The sequence below is a fragment of the Cupriavidus necator A5-1 genome, assembly GCF_000744095.1.
Lineage (GTDB): Bacteria > Pseudomonadota > Gammaproteobacteria > Burkholderiales > Burkholderiaceae > Cupriavidus > Cupriavidus necator_A.
On the sequence record NZ_JQLI01000001.1, the window covers coordinates 4,415,947 to 4,431,385 of the forward strand.

At 67.3% G+C, this 15,439-nt stretch carries 13 protein-coding genes; 11 read left to right on the forward strand and 2 right to left on the reverse strand.

The window, feature by feature from the left end:
* Nucleotide 1: 1 nt before the first annotated feature.
* Both K307_RS19645 and K307_RS19650 read left to right on the forward strand, forming a co-directional pair.
* On the forward strand, nt 2–2,098 hold the full coding sequence (locus K307_RS19645) for an acetate--CoA ligase family protein (protein ID WP_042880603.1): 2,097 nt from the start codon (nt 2–4) through the stop codon (nt 2,096–2,098).
* Nucleotides 2,099–2,255: 157 nt separating this feature from the next.
* Complete coding sequence (locus K307_RS19650; RefSeq protein ID WP_042880605.1) at nt 2,256–3,059, forward strand: IclR family transcriptional regulator; 804 nt, start codon at nt 2,256–2,258, stop codon at nt 3,057–3,059.
* Between the two features lie 36 nt (nt 3,060–3,095).
* Here K307_RS19650 and K307_RS19655 read toward each other — a convergent pair whose 3' ends face one another.
* Nucleotides 3,096–4,487: a PLP-dependent aminotransferase family protein gene (locus K307_RS19655; protein WP_042880606.1), complete on the reverse strand. Its 1,392-nt coding sequence runs from the start codon at nt 4,485–4,487 to the stop codon at nt 3,096–3,098.
* Nucleotides 4,488–4,899: 412 nt separating this feature from the next.
* Between K307_RS19655 and K307_RS19660 the strand changes: the two genes are divergently transcribed.
* Genes K307_RS19660 through scpA form a run of 9 tightly spaced genes read left to right on the forward strand, consistent with a single transcriptional unit; the run spans nt 4,900 to nt 13,604 of the window.
* Nucleotides 4,900–5,382: an MSMEG_0572/Sll0783 family nitrogen starvation response protein gene (locus tag K307_RS19660; protein WP_022537350.1), complete on the forward strand. Its 483-nt coding sequence runs from the start codon at nt 4,900–4,902 to the stop codon at nt 5,380–5,382.
* A 20-nt stretch (nt 5,383–5,402) separates the two neighbouring features.
* Nucleotides 5,403–6,419 carry a Nit6803 family nitrilase gene (locus K307_RS19665; protein WP_042880607.1) on the forward strand — a complete coding sequence of 339 codons (1,017 nt, stop codon included), beginning with the start codon at nt 5,403–5,405 and terminating at the stop codon, nt 6,417–6,419.
* Complete coding sequence (locus tag K307_RS19670) at nt 6,412–7,515, forward strand: MSMEG_0568 family radical SAM protein (protein ID WP_155301177.1); 1,104 nt, start codon at nt 6,412–6,414, stop codon at nt 7,513–7,515. The genes K307_RS19665 and K307_RS19670 overlap by 8 nt, the downstream gene beginning before the upstream one ends.
* A complete protein-coding gene (locus tag K307_RS19675; protein ID WP_042880609.1) occupies nt 7,512–8,066 on the forward strand; it encodes an MSMEG_0567/Sll0786 family nitrogen starvation N-acetyltransferase in 555 nt (184 codons plus the stop codon). The genes K307_RS19670 and K307_RS19675 overlap by 4 nt, the downstream gene beginning before the upstream one ends.
* On the forward strand, nt 8,063–9,058 hold the full coding sequence (locus K307_RS19680) for a sll0787 family AIR synthase-like protein (protein ID WP_042880610.1): 996 nt from the start codon (nt 8,063–8,065) through the stop codon (nt 9,056–9,058). Before K307_RS19675 ends, K307_RS19680 begins: the two co-directional genes overlap by 4 nt.
* An 8-nt stretch (nt 9,059–9,066) precedes the next feature.
* Nucleotides 9,067–9,354, forward strand: a complete 288-nt coding sequence (locus tag K307_RS19685; RefSeq protein ID WP_042880613.1) for an MSMEG_0570 family nitrogen starvation response protein — start codon at nt 9,067–9,069, stop codon at nt 9,352–9,354.
* A gap of 35 nt (nt 9,355–9,389) precedes the next feature.
* Nucleotides 9,390–10,676: an MSMEG_0569 family flavin-dependent oxidoreductase gene (locus K307_RS19690; RefSeq protein ID WP_042880615.1), complete on the forward strand. Its 1,287-nt coding sequence runs from the start codon at nt 9,390–9,392 to the stop codon at nt 10,674–10,676.
* Between the two features lies 1 nt (nt 10,677).
* Nucleotides 10,678–11,514 carry a Pnap_2097 family protein gene (locus K307_RS19695; RefSeq protein WP_042880617.1) on the forward strand — a complete coding sequence of 279 codons (837 nt, stop codon included), beginning with the start codon at nt 10,678–10,680 and terminating at the stop codon, nt 11,512–11,514.
* Entirely contained in the window at nt 11,511–13,604 is a 2,094-nt protein-coding gene (gene scpA / locus K307_RS19700) for a methylmalonyl-CoA mutase (RefSeq protein ID WP_042880619.1), read from the forward strand. Before K307_RS19695 ends, scpA begins: the two co-directional genes overlap by 4 nt.
* A gap of 565 nt (nt 13,605–14,169) precedes the next feature.
* Here the strand turns inward: scpA and pobA are convergent.
* Nucleotides 14,170–15,339, reverse strand: a complete 1,170-nt coding sequence (gene pobA, locus K307_RS19710) for a 4-hydroxybenzoate 3-monooxygenase (RefSeq protein ID WP_042880622.1) — start codon at nt 15,337–15,339, stop codon at nt 14,170–14,172.
* Nucleotides 15,340–15,439: the final 100 nt, after the last annotated feature.

The window sequence follows — 15,439 nt, forward strand, 5'->3', positions numbered from 1 at the left end:
CATGAACGCCATCCAACGTCTAGTTACGCCGCGCAGCGTCGCCGTGATCGGTGCCTCCGCCGATCCTGCCAAGACCGCCGGCCGTCCGGTCTCGTACCTGCGCAAGCATGGCTTCAGCGGTGCGATCTATCCCGTCAACCCAAAGGTCGACTCGATCGACGGATTGCGCTGCTATCCCGACATCGCCTCGCTGCCCGAAGTGCCGGATGTCGGCATCGTGCTGCTCGGTGCCGAGCGCGCGCACCTTGCCGTGCGCGACCTTGCCGCCCGCGGCGCGGGCGCGGCCATTGTGCTGGCCAGCGGCTACACCGAGACGGGCGCAGAAGGCGCGCGGCGCCAGGCGGAGCTGATCGAGGCCGCAGGCAGCATGCGCCTGCTGGGCCCCAATACCATCGGGCTGGTGAACCTGACCGACAACATCCCGCTGTCGGCCAGCGGCGCGCTGGAGATGGACGAGTTCCCGGCCGGCAATATCGGGGTCGTGTCGCAGAGCGGCGGCATCCTCGGCGCCTTGCTGTCGCGTGCCGCGGCGCGTGGCATCGGCCTGTCCAAGCTGATCTCCACCAGCAATGAAGTCGACCTGGACCTGGCCGACTTTATCGACTACCTGGCCGACGACGAGGCCACCCGCGTGATCGCACTCTACGTCGAAAGCGTGCGCAACCCCGAGACCTTCCGCCGCGCGGCGCTGAAGGCCGCGCGGGCGGGCAAGCCTGTCATCGCCTTCAAGATCGGCCGCTCGGAGAGCGGGGCGCGTGCCGCGGTCTCGCATACCGGCGCACTCGCCGGTGCCGACCGCATGTATGACGCCCTGTTCGAGCAGGTCGGTGTGATCCGCGCCCAGAGCTTCTCGGACTTGCTCGACATGCCGGCGGCACTGGCCACCGGGCGCACGCTGCGCGGCAACCGCATCGCGATCCTGACCTCGACCGGCGGCGCTGGCACGCTCGTCTCCGACAGCCTCGGCATGTCTGGCTTCGAAACGCCCGCGCCGGACGACGCGACCGCAGAAAAACTGCGCGCGCTCCAGAAGGGCGACCATGCGGCGCTGGACCGCAACCCGATCGACGTCACCCTCGCCGGGCTGCAACCCGACCTGCTGCGCTCTGCGATCCGCATCCTGCTCGACAGCCCCAGCTATGACGCCGTGGCGGTGATCGTCGGTTCGTCGGGCCTGGCCATGCCCGACCTGATGGCCAATGCGATCCGTGACTGCCTGCCTGGCAGCGACAAGCCGGTGGTCGCCTATGTCAGCCCGCATGCGCCGGAGGTGGCATCGCTGCTCAATCGCCGCGGCGTGCCGGCCTTCTCCGCGCCGGAGGCTTGCACGGTGGCCTTTGACGCGATGCTGCGCGCGGCCAGGGCCGGCATTGGCGATGGCGCAGGCACACCGCCGCTGCCCGTGCCCGACCTCAGCGGGTTTGGCACCGGCTCGCTGGACGAAGCCGCGGCCAAGACGCTATTTGGCGGCTTCGGCATACCGGTTGCGCGGGAAATCGTGGTCGGCAATGCCGGGGAGGCGACGGCCGCAGCGCAGCAGTTCGGCAGCAACGTGGTACTGAAGATCCTGTCCGCCGAGATCACGCACAAGAGCGATGTCGGTGGCGTCGCGGTCAACATCGCGCCGTCGGAGGTTGCAGCCAGGCTGGCGAAGATGGTGTCGGACGTCCAGTCCGCCACGGGCATCGCGCCGGGCCGCTACCTCGTGCAGGAGATGGTCAAGGGCGGGGTTGAAGTGATTCTCGGCATGCACCGCGACGCGCTGGGCACGGCGATCCTGCTTGGCATGGGCGGCGTTACGGCTGAATTGTTCGAAGACACGACGCTGCGCTTGCTGCCCCCTGACGGCGGCCTGACACGCGAGGCCGCGCTGCAGATGATCGGTGCGCTGAAGACGGCCCCGCTGCTGACCGGCTTCCGTGGCCGCCCCAAAGCCGATGTGGATGCGCTGGCCGACACCATTGTGGCGTTCTCGCGCATGGTCGCCGCGCTGGACGGCACGATGGTGGAGGCCGAGATCAATCCTGTCTTCGTGTTGCCCGCAGGGCAGGGTGTGGTCGCGGCCGACGGCGTGGCGATCCTCGCGGCGCACGGCTGAGGAGAACATCGTGTAGGCAACCGAGCCCTACGGATCTGGCAATTCGAGCGCGATCCGGGTGTCGACTTCTCTGCCTTAACAGAGGCAATGGAGCGAGGAAGGACAAGGACATTCGCATCGAGTAGCATTGCCTGCGATGGCATCAAGCCTCTCTGTCATGCCCAACAGCATTCCCAAGACCGACCGGATCAAGCCAGGACAAGGCAAGGCAACGCCCAACCGCTCGCTGGAGCGCGGCATCGCCGTGCTGCGCGCGTTCCGTGCCGGTTCCGCGATGCTTGGCAACAGCGAGATCGCCGAGCGCACCGGCCTGTCCCGATCGACGGTCAGCCGCCTGACGCAGTCGCTGATCGAGACCGGCATGCTCGAGTACATCCTCCAGTTCCGCGCCTACCGGCTGGGCGTGCCGGTGCTGAGCATGGCACACGCCATGCGCGACAGCTCGCAGGTGCTGAAGGTCGCGACGCCGCTGATGGTCGAGCTGGCGATGCGGCACAAGATCAATGTCGGGCTGGCGGTGGCCGACGGTGACGAGATGGTCTACCTGGAGTCGTTCCGCTACAACCGGCGCCAGTCGCTGCGTACGGTGGTGAGCGGACAGCGTATTCCGATGGCATTGACGTCGCTGGGACGCGCCTATCTCGCCACGCTGACACCCGAGGAACTCGGCCGGATGCTGGCCGCCCTTGCCGGCAAGAGCAAGGGGAGCGGCTGGCGCGACCTGCGCAAGGAAATCGAGACTGCCGTCCTGTCAGTGCACGACAAAGGGTATTGCGTCGCCTGCTGGCAACCGCAGGTCGTGGCGATGGCGACGCCGATGCGGTTCGACGGCTACGGCGTCCATGTGCTGAACGTCAGCGTGTCGACCCAGCAAGACCCGCAGACGGTGGAGGCTGCGCTGGCCAGGCCGCTGATGGCGCTGGCCGAGGCGATCCGGGCGGGGGTGCGGAGTCTGGAGTGAAGGGCATCGATACCTTGCGGCCGCCGATGTGATCGACTACAGCATCGCGGAATGCAAGTGATGCGGGTTGTCGAGCGTTTCCGCGATGATCCGCAGCGACTCCTCGATCTCATCACGCTCGCCCGGGCCGCCCAGGCAGACACGAATCGCATCGGGCGGGTTGCCGTCGGTCGAGAAGGCGGCGGCCGACACCGCGCCGATGCCGCGCGAGCGCAGGTGCAGCGCCAGTTCCGACGGGCTCCACGCTGAAGCTGCCGGGATTGGCAGCCACAGGTGAAAGCCTTCCGGGTCCGCGTCATAGGCCAGGCCCTCGAGCACATGGCGCGCGATCAACTGCCGTGCCGCGCTTTCGGCGCGGATGGCCTTGAGCATGTCGTCTACCGTTCCGTCCTTGATCCACGATGTAGCGAGCAGTGTGTTGATGGGGCTCGCCATCACCGTCGTTGCCCGCAGGGTTCCCGCCAAGCGCTGCGCCTGCCGGGCGGTGGGGGCGTGCAGGAATGCGATCCGCAGTCCGGCACCCAGGCATTTGGACAAGCCGGTGACGTAATACGTGAGTTCCGGAGCGAGCGCGGCAAACGTCTGCGGTGCCCGCAGCGGCAGCATGCCATAGGCATCGTCCTCAATGATCGGCACGCTGTAGCGTAGCGCGACTTCGGCGAGCTGCTCGCGGCGTGCCTGCGGCATGGTGCGCGTGCTCGGGTTCTGGATGGTCGGGTTGCAATAGAGCGCCGCTGGCTTCTGTGCCTTGCACATGGCTTCGAAGGCGTGGGCGAACGGGCCATCCTCGTCGCCGGGCAGCGCCTGTAGCTGGATGTTGAGCTGCGCGGCGATGGCCTTGATGCCGGGGTAGGCCAGCGCGTCGGCACAGATCGTCTGGGCCGGGCGCGCGAGCTGCGACAGCAGTGCGACCAGCGCGCTGTGGATGCCGGGCGTGACCAGCACGGTGTCCGCGCTGCATGCCGGCACCCAGCGGCGCAGCCATTTCGCGGCGACGGAGCGATCGGCCGGGGTTCCGCCGAAGTCCTGGTAGCGCAGCAGCGTGTAGGGATCGGCAGCCTCCAGCAGCTGCGCCATGGCGGAACGAAGCCGGGCTGTCATCGCGGGCGGCTCCGGCGGCATGTTCATGGTCATCTCCGCACCCGTGCCGCCACGCAGCGGCAACGCCGGCGCGCGCCCGCGCACGTAGGTGCCGCTGCCTGCCCTGGTGTCGATCAATCCCCGCTTCCTCGCTTCACTGTAGCCGCGCGCCACGGTGGTGTAGTTCAGTTGCAGCGCTTCGGCCAGGTCGCGCAGCGGCGGCAGCCGGTCGCGCGCGCGCAGCTGGCCGTCGGCCAGTGCCTCCTCGATCAGGTCCGGAATCAGCAGATAGGCAGGCTTGGCACTGCCGGCGATACGTTTTACCCAATGGCTGGTCAGGTTGGACACCGTGGTCTCCCGCTGCGCGATGCGATGGAATTCAGTGCCTGAGGGTAGCACCCGAATGATCGCTCACCAAGCCGCGCAGGTGATTGCATCCGAAGTTCTCAATGATGGTGCGATATCAGCGTTCGTGCACCATGCGCGCGCAGCCGCCCGGCTGGTTCCTGCCCAACAACGTGCATTGTGATGAAGTCGGCATGACGGCCACTGTGCGCCTAAGGTGGCATGCAACGGCGAAGTCGTTGCGATCATTGGGACGATCATTTTGTCGCCTTCAACTTGATTGGAGCTTGATCGCATGACTGCAGGCATTGAGTGGCACATCGGTTGCTGATATTGGCGCGTCGGCCTGGCGCCGACGGTCGATCGGCATGGGATCGATCGACCGCACTGCCCCATCAACGCAACGGAGAGAAACATGCCTGCTGTCAGCAAACCAGCCCACAAGAAGGGCGATTTCCTGGTCGACTATGAAGAGAAGGTATTCGAGGACGTAAAGGCCGAAGCCGGCGAGAAGGCGCTGGTGACGTTCCACACCGTCGCCTTCGAAGGCTCGATCGGCTTCGTCAACATGCTGCAGGCCACGCGGCTGCTGCGCAAGGGCTTCGAGACTTCGATCCTGCTGTACGGCCCCGGCGTCAACCTTGGCGTTCAGCGCGGCTTCCCGACGCTCGGCGACGAGGCGTTTCCGGGCCACATGAACTTCAACAAGCAGCTCACCAAGTTCATGGAAGAGGGCGGCAAGGTCTACGCCTGCCGCTTCGCTCTGCAGGCCCTGTACGGCCACGGCGAGGCCTCGCTGATCGAGGGCATCCGCCCGATCAATCCGCTCGACGTGCTCGACCTCAAGCTGCTGCATCGCAAGGAGAACGCGCTGATCATCGACACCTGGACGGTCTGAGCAAAAGGGCAGGTGCCACCATGTCACAGAAACGCATTGTGCGCGCGGCCGCGGTCCAGATCGCGCCCGACCTCGAGAGCGGCGAAGGCACGCTGGCCAAGGTCTGCGAGGCGATCGACGAGGCCGCCGGGAAAGGCGTGCAGCTGATCGTCTTCCCGGAGACCTTCGTGCCGTACTACCCGTACTTCTCCTTCGTACGGCCGCCGGTGCACTCCGGCAGCGACCACATGCGGCTGTACGAGCAAGCCGTGGTGGTGCCCGGCCCGGTCACCGATGCCGTCGCCGGGCGCGCACGCCGGCACGGCATGGTCGTGGTGCTCGGCGTGAACGAGCGCGACCACGGCAGCCTGTACAACACGCAGCTTATCTTCGACACCGAGGGCAACCTCGCGGTCAAGCGCCGGAAGATCACGCCCACCTTCCACGAACGGATGATCTGGGGGCAGGGCGATGCGGCCGGCCTGAAGGTCGCGGACACCGCGATCGGCCGCGTCGGCGCGCTGGCGTGCTGGGAGCACTACAACCCGCTCGCCCGCTATGCGCTGATGACGCAGCACGAGGAAATCCACTGCAGCCAGTTCCCGGGCTCGCTGGTCGGGCCGATCTTTGCCGAGCAGATCGAAGTCACGATCCGGCATCACGCGCTGGAATCCGGCTGCTTCGTCGTCAACGCCACCGGCTGGCTGACCGAAGCGCAGATCGCCTCCGTGACGACCGATCCCGCGCTGCAGAAGGCGCTGCGCGGCGGCTGCAACACCGCAATCATCTCGCCGGAGGGCCAGCACCTGGTGCCGCCGTTGCGCGAGGGCGAGGGCATGGTCATCGCCGACCTCGACATGTCGCTCATCACCAAGCGCAAGCGAATGATGGATTCGGTGGGCCACTACGCGCGCCCGGAACTGCTAAGCCTGGCCATCAATGAGCGGCCGGCGGTGACGGCAGTGCCGATGGCAGGCGCCTTCTCCAACTTCCATGGGAGTATCCGCGATGACATCCAGCGCGACCGTGCCGGCTTCGAGCCGCCAATTGATGACTGAGCTGCAGTCCGTCGGGCTGCGCCTGCAAGACCCGACTGCCGGCGCGGCCAGCCGGCGCGGCGGGGCGGGTCCGTCCGACCACAAGGCGGTCACCATCGACGGCGTGACCATCATGGTGCCGGTGCATACCAGCACCGCGTGGCACTCGCCGTTCGTGGCGCAGGCGCCCGACGGAACGGGGCGCAGCGCGCTGATGCGCGGCACCATCCCGATCGCGAGCATCAGCTTTCCGAAGGCGCCGCGCTTCTATGCGCTGCAGACCCTGGAGGGCATCCCGTACTCGCATATCGCCACGCTGCATGGCGCCGACGTGCTGGCCACGACCGTCCTGCAGACCTGCATCCGGTACGAGAGCCGCAAGAAGACCTGCAAGTTCTGCTCGATCGGCCAGTCGCTGGCGGCAGGCCGTACGGTGGCGCGCAAGACGCCCGAGCAACTGGCCGAAGTGGCGCGCGCCGCGGTGCTGCTTGATGGCGTCAGGCACATGGTGCTGACCACCGGTACGCCGCCCACGCCAGATCGAGGTGCCGCCATCCTTTGCGAGAGCGCCTTCGCCATCCGGGCCGCGGTCGACCTGCCGATCCAGGCGCAATGCGAGCCGCCTGACGACGACCGCTGGTTCGAACGCATGAAGGCCGCCGGCATCGACACGCTCGGCATGCACCTCGAGGTCGTCACGCCGGCGGTGCGCGAGCGCATCATGCCGGGCAAGGCGTCAGTGCCGCTGAGCCGTTACATGGAGTCCTTCAAGGCCGCTGTCGCAGTGTTCGGCAGGGGGCAGGTCAGCACTTACATCCTCGCGGGACTCGGCGACACCGCAGAAGCCATCCTGTCGATCTCGCGCGAGCTGATCGAACTCGGGGTGTATCCGTTCGTGGTGCCTTTCGTGCCGATCTCCGGCACGCCGCTGGAGGATCACCCGGCTCCCTCGCCGGCCTTCATGCAGTCGATCCTGCAGCCGCTCGGCGCCATGTTGAACGCCGCCGGCATGCGCTCGTCCGACATCAAGGCAGGTTGCGGCAAGTGCGGCGCGTGCTCGTCACTGGCCACCTACGAGCGCGAGGCGGCACTGGCGGCCGACGGAGCGACATCATGAAAAGCGATCTCTGCGTCGAGGTGCCGGGCATCCCGATGTTCCGCATCCGCTGGGCGGAGCACGCCTGGGAGGCGGAGCAGGCCTATCGCCTGCGCCAGGCCGTGTTCTGCCAGGAGCAGGGCATCTTCGCGGGCGACGACCGGGACGCGGTGGACGACGTGGCACAACTGCTGGTGGCGGTGCGGTTCGAGCCGGAGTTGCCGGGCCGTCCCGGCACCGTGGTCGGCACCGTTCGCATCCATGAAAGCGAGCCGGGCGTGTGGTTCGGCTCGCGCCTGGCGGTGGATGCGGCATACCGCAGCCAGGGCAAGATCGGCGCGACGCTGATCCGCCTGGCGGTGAGCAGCGCCCACGCGATCGGCTGCCGGCGCTTCCTCGCGCACGTGCAGAGCCAGAACGTGCCCCTGTTCAGGCGCTTGCATTGGAACGTCCTGGCAGAGGAGACGCTGCTCGGGCGGCCTCACCACCTGATGCAGGCAGACCTGAACCATTACCCGCCTTGCCATACCCCGCACGCGGGCCTGATTACCGAAGGCAGGGCCATGCGATGAGCCTCGACGATCTCGTACGTAGCCTGCGCAGCAGCCGCGGTTTTGCGCATAAGACCGACATCCCGGCCATGCTGTCGCCGCTCGGCGCCGCGGCCGCCGGACGCAACGCGGCCATGGCCGTCGATGTCGGCGACGACTGCGCGGCATGGCGGGATGGCGACGGCTACCTGCTGTTCGCCATCGAAGGACTGGTTAGCGATTTCATCCGCACGATGCCGTGGTTCGCCGGCTACAGCGCGGTCATGGTGAATGTCAGCGATATCTATGCGATGGGCGGCAGGCCGACGGCCGTGGTCGATGCGCTATGGAGCCATGGCGCCGCCGATGCCGCCGAGGTGCTCAAGGGGCTGGCCGCGGCGTCTGGCGCCTATGGCGTGCCGATCGTCGGCGGTCACAGCAACGCACGCAGCGAGCAAAGCCAGCTTGCCGTGGCGATCGTTGGCCGGGCGCGCAAGCTGCTGTCGAGTTTCGCGGCGCGTCCCGGCCAGCGCCTGTTGATGGCGGTGGACCTGCGCGGCGCGTTCGCGGAGCCGTACCCGTTCTGGAACGCCTCGACGGGCGCACCGGGGGAACGACTGCGCGCGGATCTCGAACTCTTGCCTGTGCTGGCCGAAGACGGCCTTTGCGCCGCTGCCAAGGACATCAGCATGGCGGGTGCGCTCGGCACCGCGCTGATGCTGCTCGAATGCTCCGGGGTGGGCGCCCGCATCGCGCTGGAGCGCATTCCCCGGCCCGATGGCGTGCCCCTGGAGCGATGGCTGACGGCATTCCCCAGCTATGGCTTCCTGCTGGCCGTCGATGGCAGCGATGCGCCGGCGGTCGAACGCCGCTTCCTCGATCGCGGCATTGCCTGCGCCCGGATCGGCACCATCGACGATTCCCGTGTCGCCACGCTCACGCACGCCGGCGAACGGGCCACGTTGTGGGACTTCCGCGAGGCGGGATTCATCCTGCCGACGCGCCTGGCCACGCCGATCGATTCCCCAACCTGAGACCTGCCATGCCGGTTACCCATTTCCGCATCCGCTGGCCTGACCAGACCGAGATGGCCTGCTATTCCCCATCCTCCATCGTCACGGAGCACTTTGCCGCCGGGACGGCGTATCCGCTGGACGAGTTCGTCGAGCGCGCGCGTACCGCGCTGGGCGTCGCATCCGAGCGGGTACGGGCCAGGTATGGCTACGCCTGCTCCGCCGCGATGGACCAGCTCCGCATCCTGGAAATCGCCGCGCAGCGGTTCCGGGGCCAGGACGACGCCACCGTCCAGTTTCTCGGCTTTGGCAGCTAGCCGATCTCCAAATTCCTCGCCTCAAAGGATCCAACATGTCCCACGTCATCAACACCAATCCGGGCCAGGCCGCAGAGCCCAGGCACTACGGCGTCATCATTGTCGGCGGCGGCCAGGCCGGACTATCGATGAGCTACTTCCTGAAGCAGGCCGGCATCGACCATCTGCTCATCGAGAAGCACACCGTCACGCACACCTGGCGCACGCAACGCTGGGATGCGTTCTGCCTGGTGACGCCGAACTGGCAATGCGCGCTGCCGGGCTATGCCTACCAGGGTGACGATCCGCACGGCTTCATGAAGAAGGATGAGATCACGGCCTATCTCGATGGCTTTATCCGGACGGTCGGCGCGCCGGTGCTCGAGCATACCGAGGTGCGGCAAGTGAAGGCGCGCGCGCAGGGGGGATTTTCCGTGGTGACGAGCCAGGGCGCTTTCACCGCAGGCCAGGTGGTGGTGGCCTCGGGCGGTTATCACACGCCGATCGTGCCGCGCATGGCCGAGCGCCTGCCGGCGTCGATCCGGCAACTGCAATCGTCCGAGTACCGGAATCCCGAGTCGCTGCCCGAGGGTGCGGTGCTCGTGGTCGGCTCGGGCCAGTCGGGCGCGCAGATTGCCGAAGACCTGCACCTGGCCGGGCGCAAGGTGTATCTGGCCGTCGGCGAGGCGCCGCGTTGCGCGCGCTTCTATCGCGGGCGGGACGTCGTGGACTGGCTCGCGGACATGAAGTACTACGACCTGCCGGTCACCCAGCATCCGCTGCGCGAGGGCGTTCGCGACAACACCAATCACTATGTCACCGGCCGCGACGGCGGGCGCGATATCGACCTGCGCAGGTTTGCCACTGAGGGCATGGAGCTCTACGGCGTGCTCGACGACTACCTCGACGGCCAACTGCGTTTTGCGCCGGACCTGCGTCGCAACCTGAACGATGCCGATGCGACTTACAACCGCATTAACGCGAGCATCGACAAGTTCATCGCGGAGCGAGGCATCGAGGCGCCGCCGCCGAGCGTCTATGCGCCCGTGTGGACGCCGCCGGCCGAGCGCACCGAACTCGATCCCCAGGCAGTCGCCATTGGTTCGATCATCTGGTGCATCGGCTTCCGACCGGATTTCAGCTGGCTCGAAGTGCCGGTATTCAACGGCCGCGGTTATCCTGGCCATGAACGTGGCGTGACCGCGCACGCCGGTTTGTATTTCCTCGGGCTGCCGTGGCTGCACACGTGGGGATCGGGGCGATTCTCCGGCATCGCGCGCGACGCCGAATACCTCGCCGGTTTGATTGCCGCGGGCGAGAGCGACACCGCGCTGGCCGCCTGACATGGAAGCCGTCGTCTCGCGCCATGTCGCCGGCATGCCCCAGTTGGCATACACCGGCCTGTCAGAGAACTGGCTGCTGAAGACCTGCGGCGACCTGCACTGGCGCCTGCTGGCCGCCGGCGCCGGACTGGGGGTGCCGGACTTCCGGGATACAGAGGGCAATCCGGTGTATGCGGCGTTCACCGCGATCCGCGTGCGCGATGCCGCGCCGCAAACGATCGGCGAGCACGCCGAGTTCAGCGTCGGCTCGCGCATCGTGCCAGCGGGCGGCGTGAAGCACCTCAGCGAACATGTGGTCGACATGCAGGGAAACCGCCGCGCCAGCGTGACGATGCTGTCCACCTTCATCCGGCGCACGCGTGAGCGGGACAACCGCTCGGTCGTGCGCACCATGCCGACCGTGGCCGCGCAGTGGGCCGGCGCCGGCCCGTCGGCACAGGCGGCGGAACTGTCGCTGCAGGCACGGCGTTTTCGCTGCGGGGATTGGGGCACGCATCTCGGGCTCGACCAGGCCCGGCATCGCGTCTGCCACGCCGCCGAATACCTGCCGTGCCCCTGCAACGACTTCAATGGCGCCGACCTGCTGTACTTCGCCAGCTTCCAGGCCATGGTCGATCGCGCGGAATGGCAATGGCGTCGCGACGCGGATCCGCCCACGGTGTTCGCGCGGGATCTGTTCTTCCATGGCAACGTCAATGTCGGCGAGTCGCTGGAGCTGACCTTTTCCGCGCTGCGCGAGGACGAGGAGGGATTGACGCACTGGTGTGAGATCCGGCGCAGCCGCGACGGCGAGAAGATCGCCGATGTGGTCACGCAGAAACGCTGGAGGCAACGATGAACGCGAAAGGGGACGACCCGGCAGGCGCCCTGGAGCTGAAGGCGGTCTACGGGCCCGACGATCTGACTGGCCTTGGCCACCTGGGCGGCATGCCCGGCGAGGCCCCGTTCGTTCGTGGCCCCTATCCCTCCATGTACCGCGGCAGGCCATGGACCATCCGCCAGTACGGGGGATACGGCGACGCCGCGACCTCGAACCTCGCCTATCGTGAGGCCTTGAAGCAGGGCGCGCAGGGCTTGTCGGTGGCCTTCGACCTGCCGACCCATCGCGGCTACGATTCCGACGAGCCACAGGCGCAGGCCGATGTCGGCATGGCCGGCGTGGCCATCGACTCGGTCGACGATATGCGGCGCTTGTTCGAAGGCATCGCGCTCGACCGGGTCTCAGTATCGATGACCATGAGCGGTGCGGTGCTGCCCGTGCTGGCGGCCTTCCTGGTGGCGGCCGAGGAGTCGGGCGTGCCGTTCGCTCAGCTGCGCGGCACGATCCAGAACGACATCCTCAAGGAGTTCATGGTCCGGAACACCTGGATCCATGCGCCCCAGCCGTCGCTGCGCATCGCCACCGACGTGGTCGAATGGCTGGCCGCGCATGCGCCGAAGTTCAACGGCATGTCGATCTCGGGCTATCACTTCCAGGAAGCGGGCGCCGATCCGGTGCTGGAACTGGCGCTGACACTGGCCAATGCGAGGACCTATGTCGGCCTGCTGCGCGAGCGCGGCCTTGATGTCGACGCGTTCTGCGGCGGACTGAGCTTCTTTTTCGGCGTCGGCAAGCAATTCTTCATCGAGATCGCCAAGCTGCGCGCCGCGCGGCTCCTGTGGCACGACATCGTGTGCGAAATGGGTGGCACCAGTGCGCGCGCCACGGCCATGCGCATGCATTGCCAGACTTCGGGCTGGACCCTCGCCGCGCAGCAGCCGCTCAACAATATCGCGCGCACCACGATCGAGGCGATGGCCGCGATCTTCGGCGGTACGCAGTCGCTTCATACCAACGGCTTTGACGAGGCGCTGGCATTGCCGGGCGCGCAGGCCTCGCGGCTGGCTCGCGATACGCAACTGATCCTCCAGCATGAATTTGGCCTGTGCGAGGTGGCGGACCCGTGGGCGGGCTCTTACCTGATCGAGTCGCTGACCGGCCGCATGGTGACGGAGGTGCGCGCGGTGCTGGCGCACATCGATGCCCAGGGTGGCATCCTGGCAGCCCTCGAATCCGGCTGGGTGCAGCGGCGCATCCACCAGAATGCGCTGCGGACGCAGGCTCTGCTCGATGCGCAGGAAGAGGTCGTGGTGGGTGTCAACCGCTTCCAGGAGCCCGACGACAATGGCCAGGAATGCCTGGAGATCGACGGTACCCAGGTGCGCGTGCAACAGGCACGCCGCCTCGTCGCGCTGCGCGGCCGCCGCGATGACGCGGCGGTCCGGCATGCGCTGGCGGCGTTGACCGAGGCGGCCAGGCGGGGCGAGCGCAACCTGGTCGCCTGTGCGATAGACGCCATGCGTTGCCGCGCCACGGTCGGGGAATGTACCCGGGCGCTGCTCCAGGTCTGGCCGCGCCATACTGTCCGGGCGTCCTACGACGCAGCGCTGTATGGCACGGCTCGCGCCGGCAACACCGAATGGCTGGCGGCCTGCGATTGCGTCAGTGCGCTGCACGAGCGGCTCGGCCGCGCGCCCCGGATCCTCGTGGCCAAGCTCGGCCAGGACGGCCACGACCGTGGTGCGAAAGCGGTGGCGGCCGGGCTTGCCGATGCCGGGTTCGTCGTCGAACTGACGCCGCTGTTCCAGTCGGCCGAGGCGGTTGTGTCTGCCGCCTGCGATGGCGACTTCGATGCCATCGGCATCTCCACGCTGGGCGGCGCGCATCTGGATTTGCTGCCGGCGCTGCTACACGCCTTGCGGCAGCGCGCGCTCGATGTGCCGGTCTTCGTCGGCGGCATTGTTCCGGCAGACCACAGGCGCTTGCTGCGCCAGTGCGGCGTGCAGGAGATCTTCGGACCGGGCACGTCGATGGAGAGCATTGTCGGCGCCATCGTGGCTGCGTTGCGGGCACGGAGAATCGTCGCCGAGTCCCCTGTCGCGCGATGACGCTGTTCGGGCGTGGGCGCCCGTTCAGATGCGGGCTCCCGTTGGCCGACTGCGGCGACATGAGCGAGCGCTCGGGCCAGTTGCGCATTGGACAGGCTGCCACGTGCGTTCAGGACCGACATGGCCGTGAACAGCGGCACCGTCAGGCCGTGCGGCGCCAGGGCCTCGCTCAGGCGGCGGCTGACCACCCGGTCGGTACGTCCGATCAGGTAAGGAATCCGCACCGGCGCCGACGGGGCGCCGGCTTTCTCTGCGCCGCCGGCCACCGTCGCTGAAGGACTGGCCGTGGCTTTTTGCCGTCTTGTCTGGGTTGCCATTGTGGTGCCCGGTTCTCGCCCGCGCTGATCGGTTTAGGGGTTTACGCGCAGCAATGATATTCACCTGCGCGCTGGACCGAAGCTGCCATCGCTGGTGATCGCTCCCCTCTCCCACGCAGTGGGAGAGGGGAGAGGGCCGGAGCTTCCACGAAGTACAGCACGTCGGTATGCCAGCGCCTGCCCTCTCCCCCTGCCCCTCTCCCGCACGCGGGAGAGGGGAGCAAACCGGCAGCAGGCAGGCTTTGCCATCAGTACGGCAAGCCCACGTAGTTCTCCGCCAGCGACTTGCACGCCGCCTCGGAGCCGATCAGGTAGTCCAGTTCCGCCCGCTGCATACGGCGGGCGAAATCGTCCGCGTCCGGGAAACGGTGCATCAGCGACGTCATCCACCAGGAAAACCGCTCCGCCTTCCAGATCCGGCGCAGGCAACGCTCGGAATAGGCGTCCAGTTCGCGCTTGTCATCGTGCCGGTAGACGGCGGTCAGGCCGTCGGCCAGGGTCAGCACATCGCTGGCGGCCAGGTTCAGTCCCTTGGCGCCGGTGGGCGGCACGATATGCGCGGCATCGCCGGCCAGGAACAGGTTGCCGAAGCGCATCGGCTCGCAGACAAAGCTGCGCAGCGGCGCGATGCTCTTCTCGATGCTCGGGCCCGTCACTAGCGACTGCGCGGACTGCGGGTCGAGCCGGCGGCGCAGTTCATCCCAGAAGCGGTCGTCGGACCAGTCTTCCACACGCTCGCTGGACGGCACCTGAATGTAGTAGCGGCTGCGCGTGCGCGAGCGCATGCTGCACAGCGCAAAGCCGCGCTCGTGGCTGGCGTAGATCAGTTCGTCGGCGACCGGCGGGGTATCCGAGAGGATGCCAAGCCAGCCGAACGGATAGACGCGTTCGAAGATCTGCGTGGCAGTCTGTGGCACGCTCTGGCGGCTGATGCCGTGAAAGCCGTCGCAACCGGCAATGTAGTCGCAATGGATCTCATGGGCCATGCCATCCTTGCGATAGCGGACCACCGGCCGGGCGCTGCCGAAATCCTGCAGGCTGACATCCTGCGCCTCGTAGATCGTGGTAATGCCCGCAGCCTGCCGCGCCGCCATCAGGTCGCGCGTGACCTCGGTCTGGCCGTAGACGGTGACGCTGCGACCGACCAGCGCGTGCAGGTCGATGCGATGCCGGCGGCCGTCGAAGGCGAGCTCGATGCCATTATGCACCAGCCCTTCGTCGTGCAGGCGCGCGGCCACGCCGGCGCGCTCCAGTGCGTCGACGGTCACGCTTTCGAGGATGCCGGCGCGGATGCGCCCCAGTACATAGTCGGGGCTACGCTGCTCGACGATGACGTTGTCGATCCCCGCCGTGGCGAGCAACTGGCCGAGCAGCAGGCCGGCGGGGCCGGCGCCGATGATGGCAACCTGGGTGCGCATGTCTTGTCTCCTTGTGCATATCGATCTTCTGAGCGCTAAAGATAGTCGCTGAGGGCGCGCGCAGGAATGGACAGAGCGAACCAAGGACAGGACAATCGGA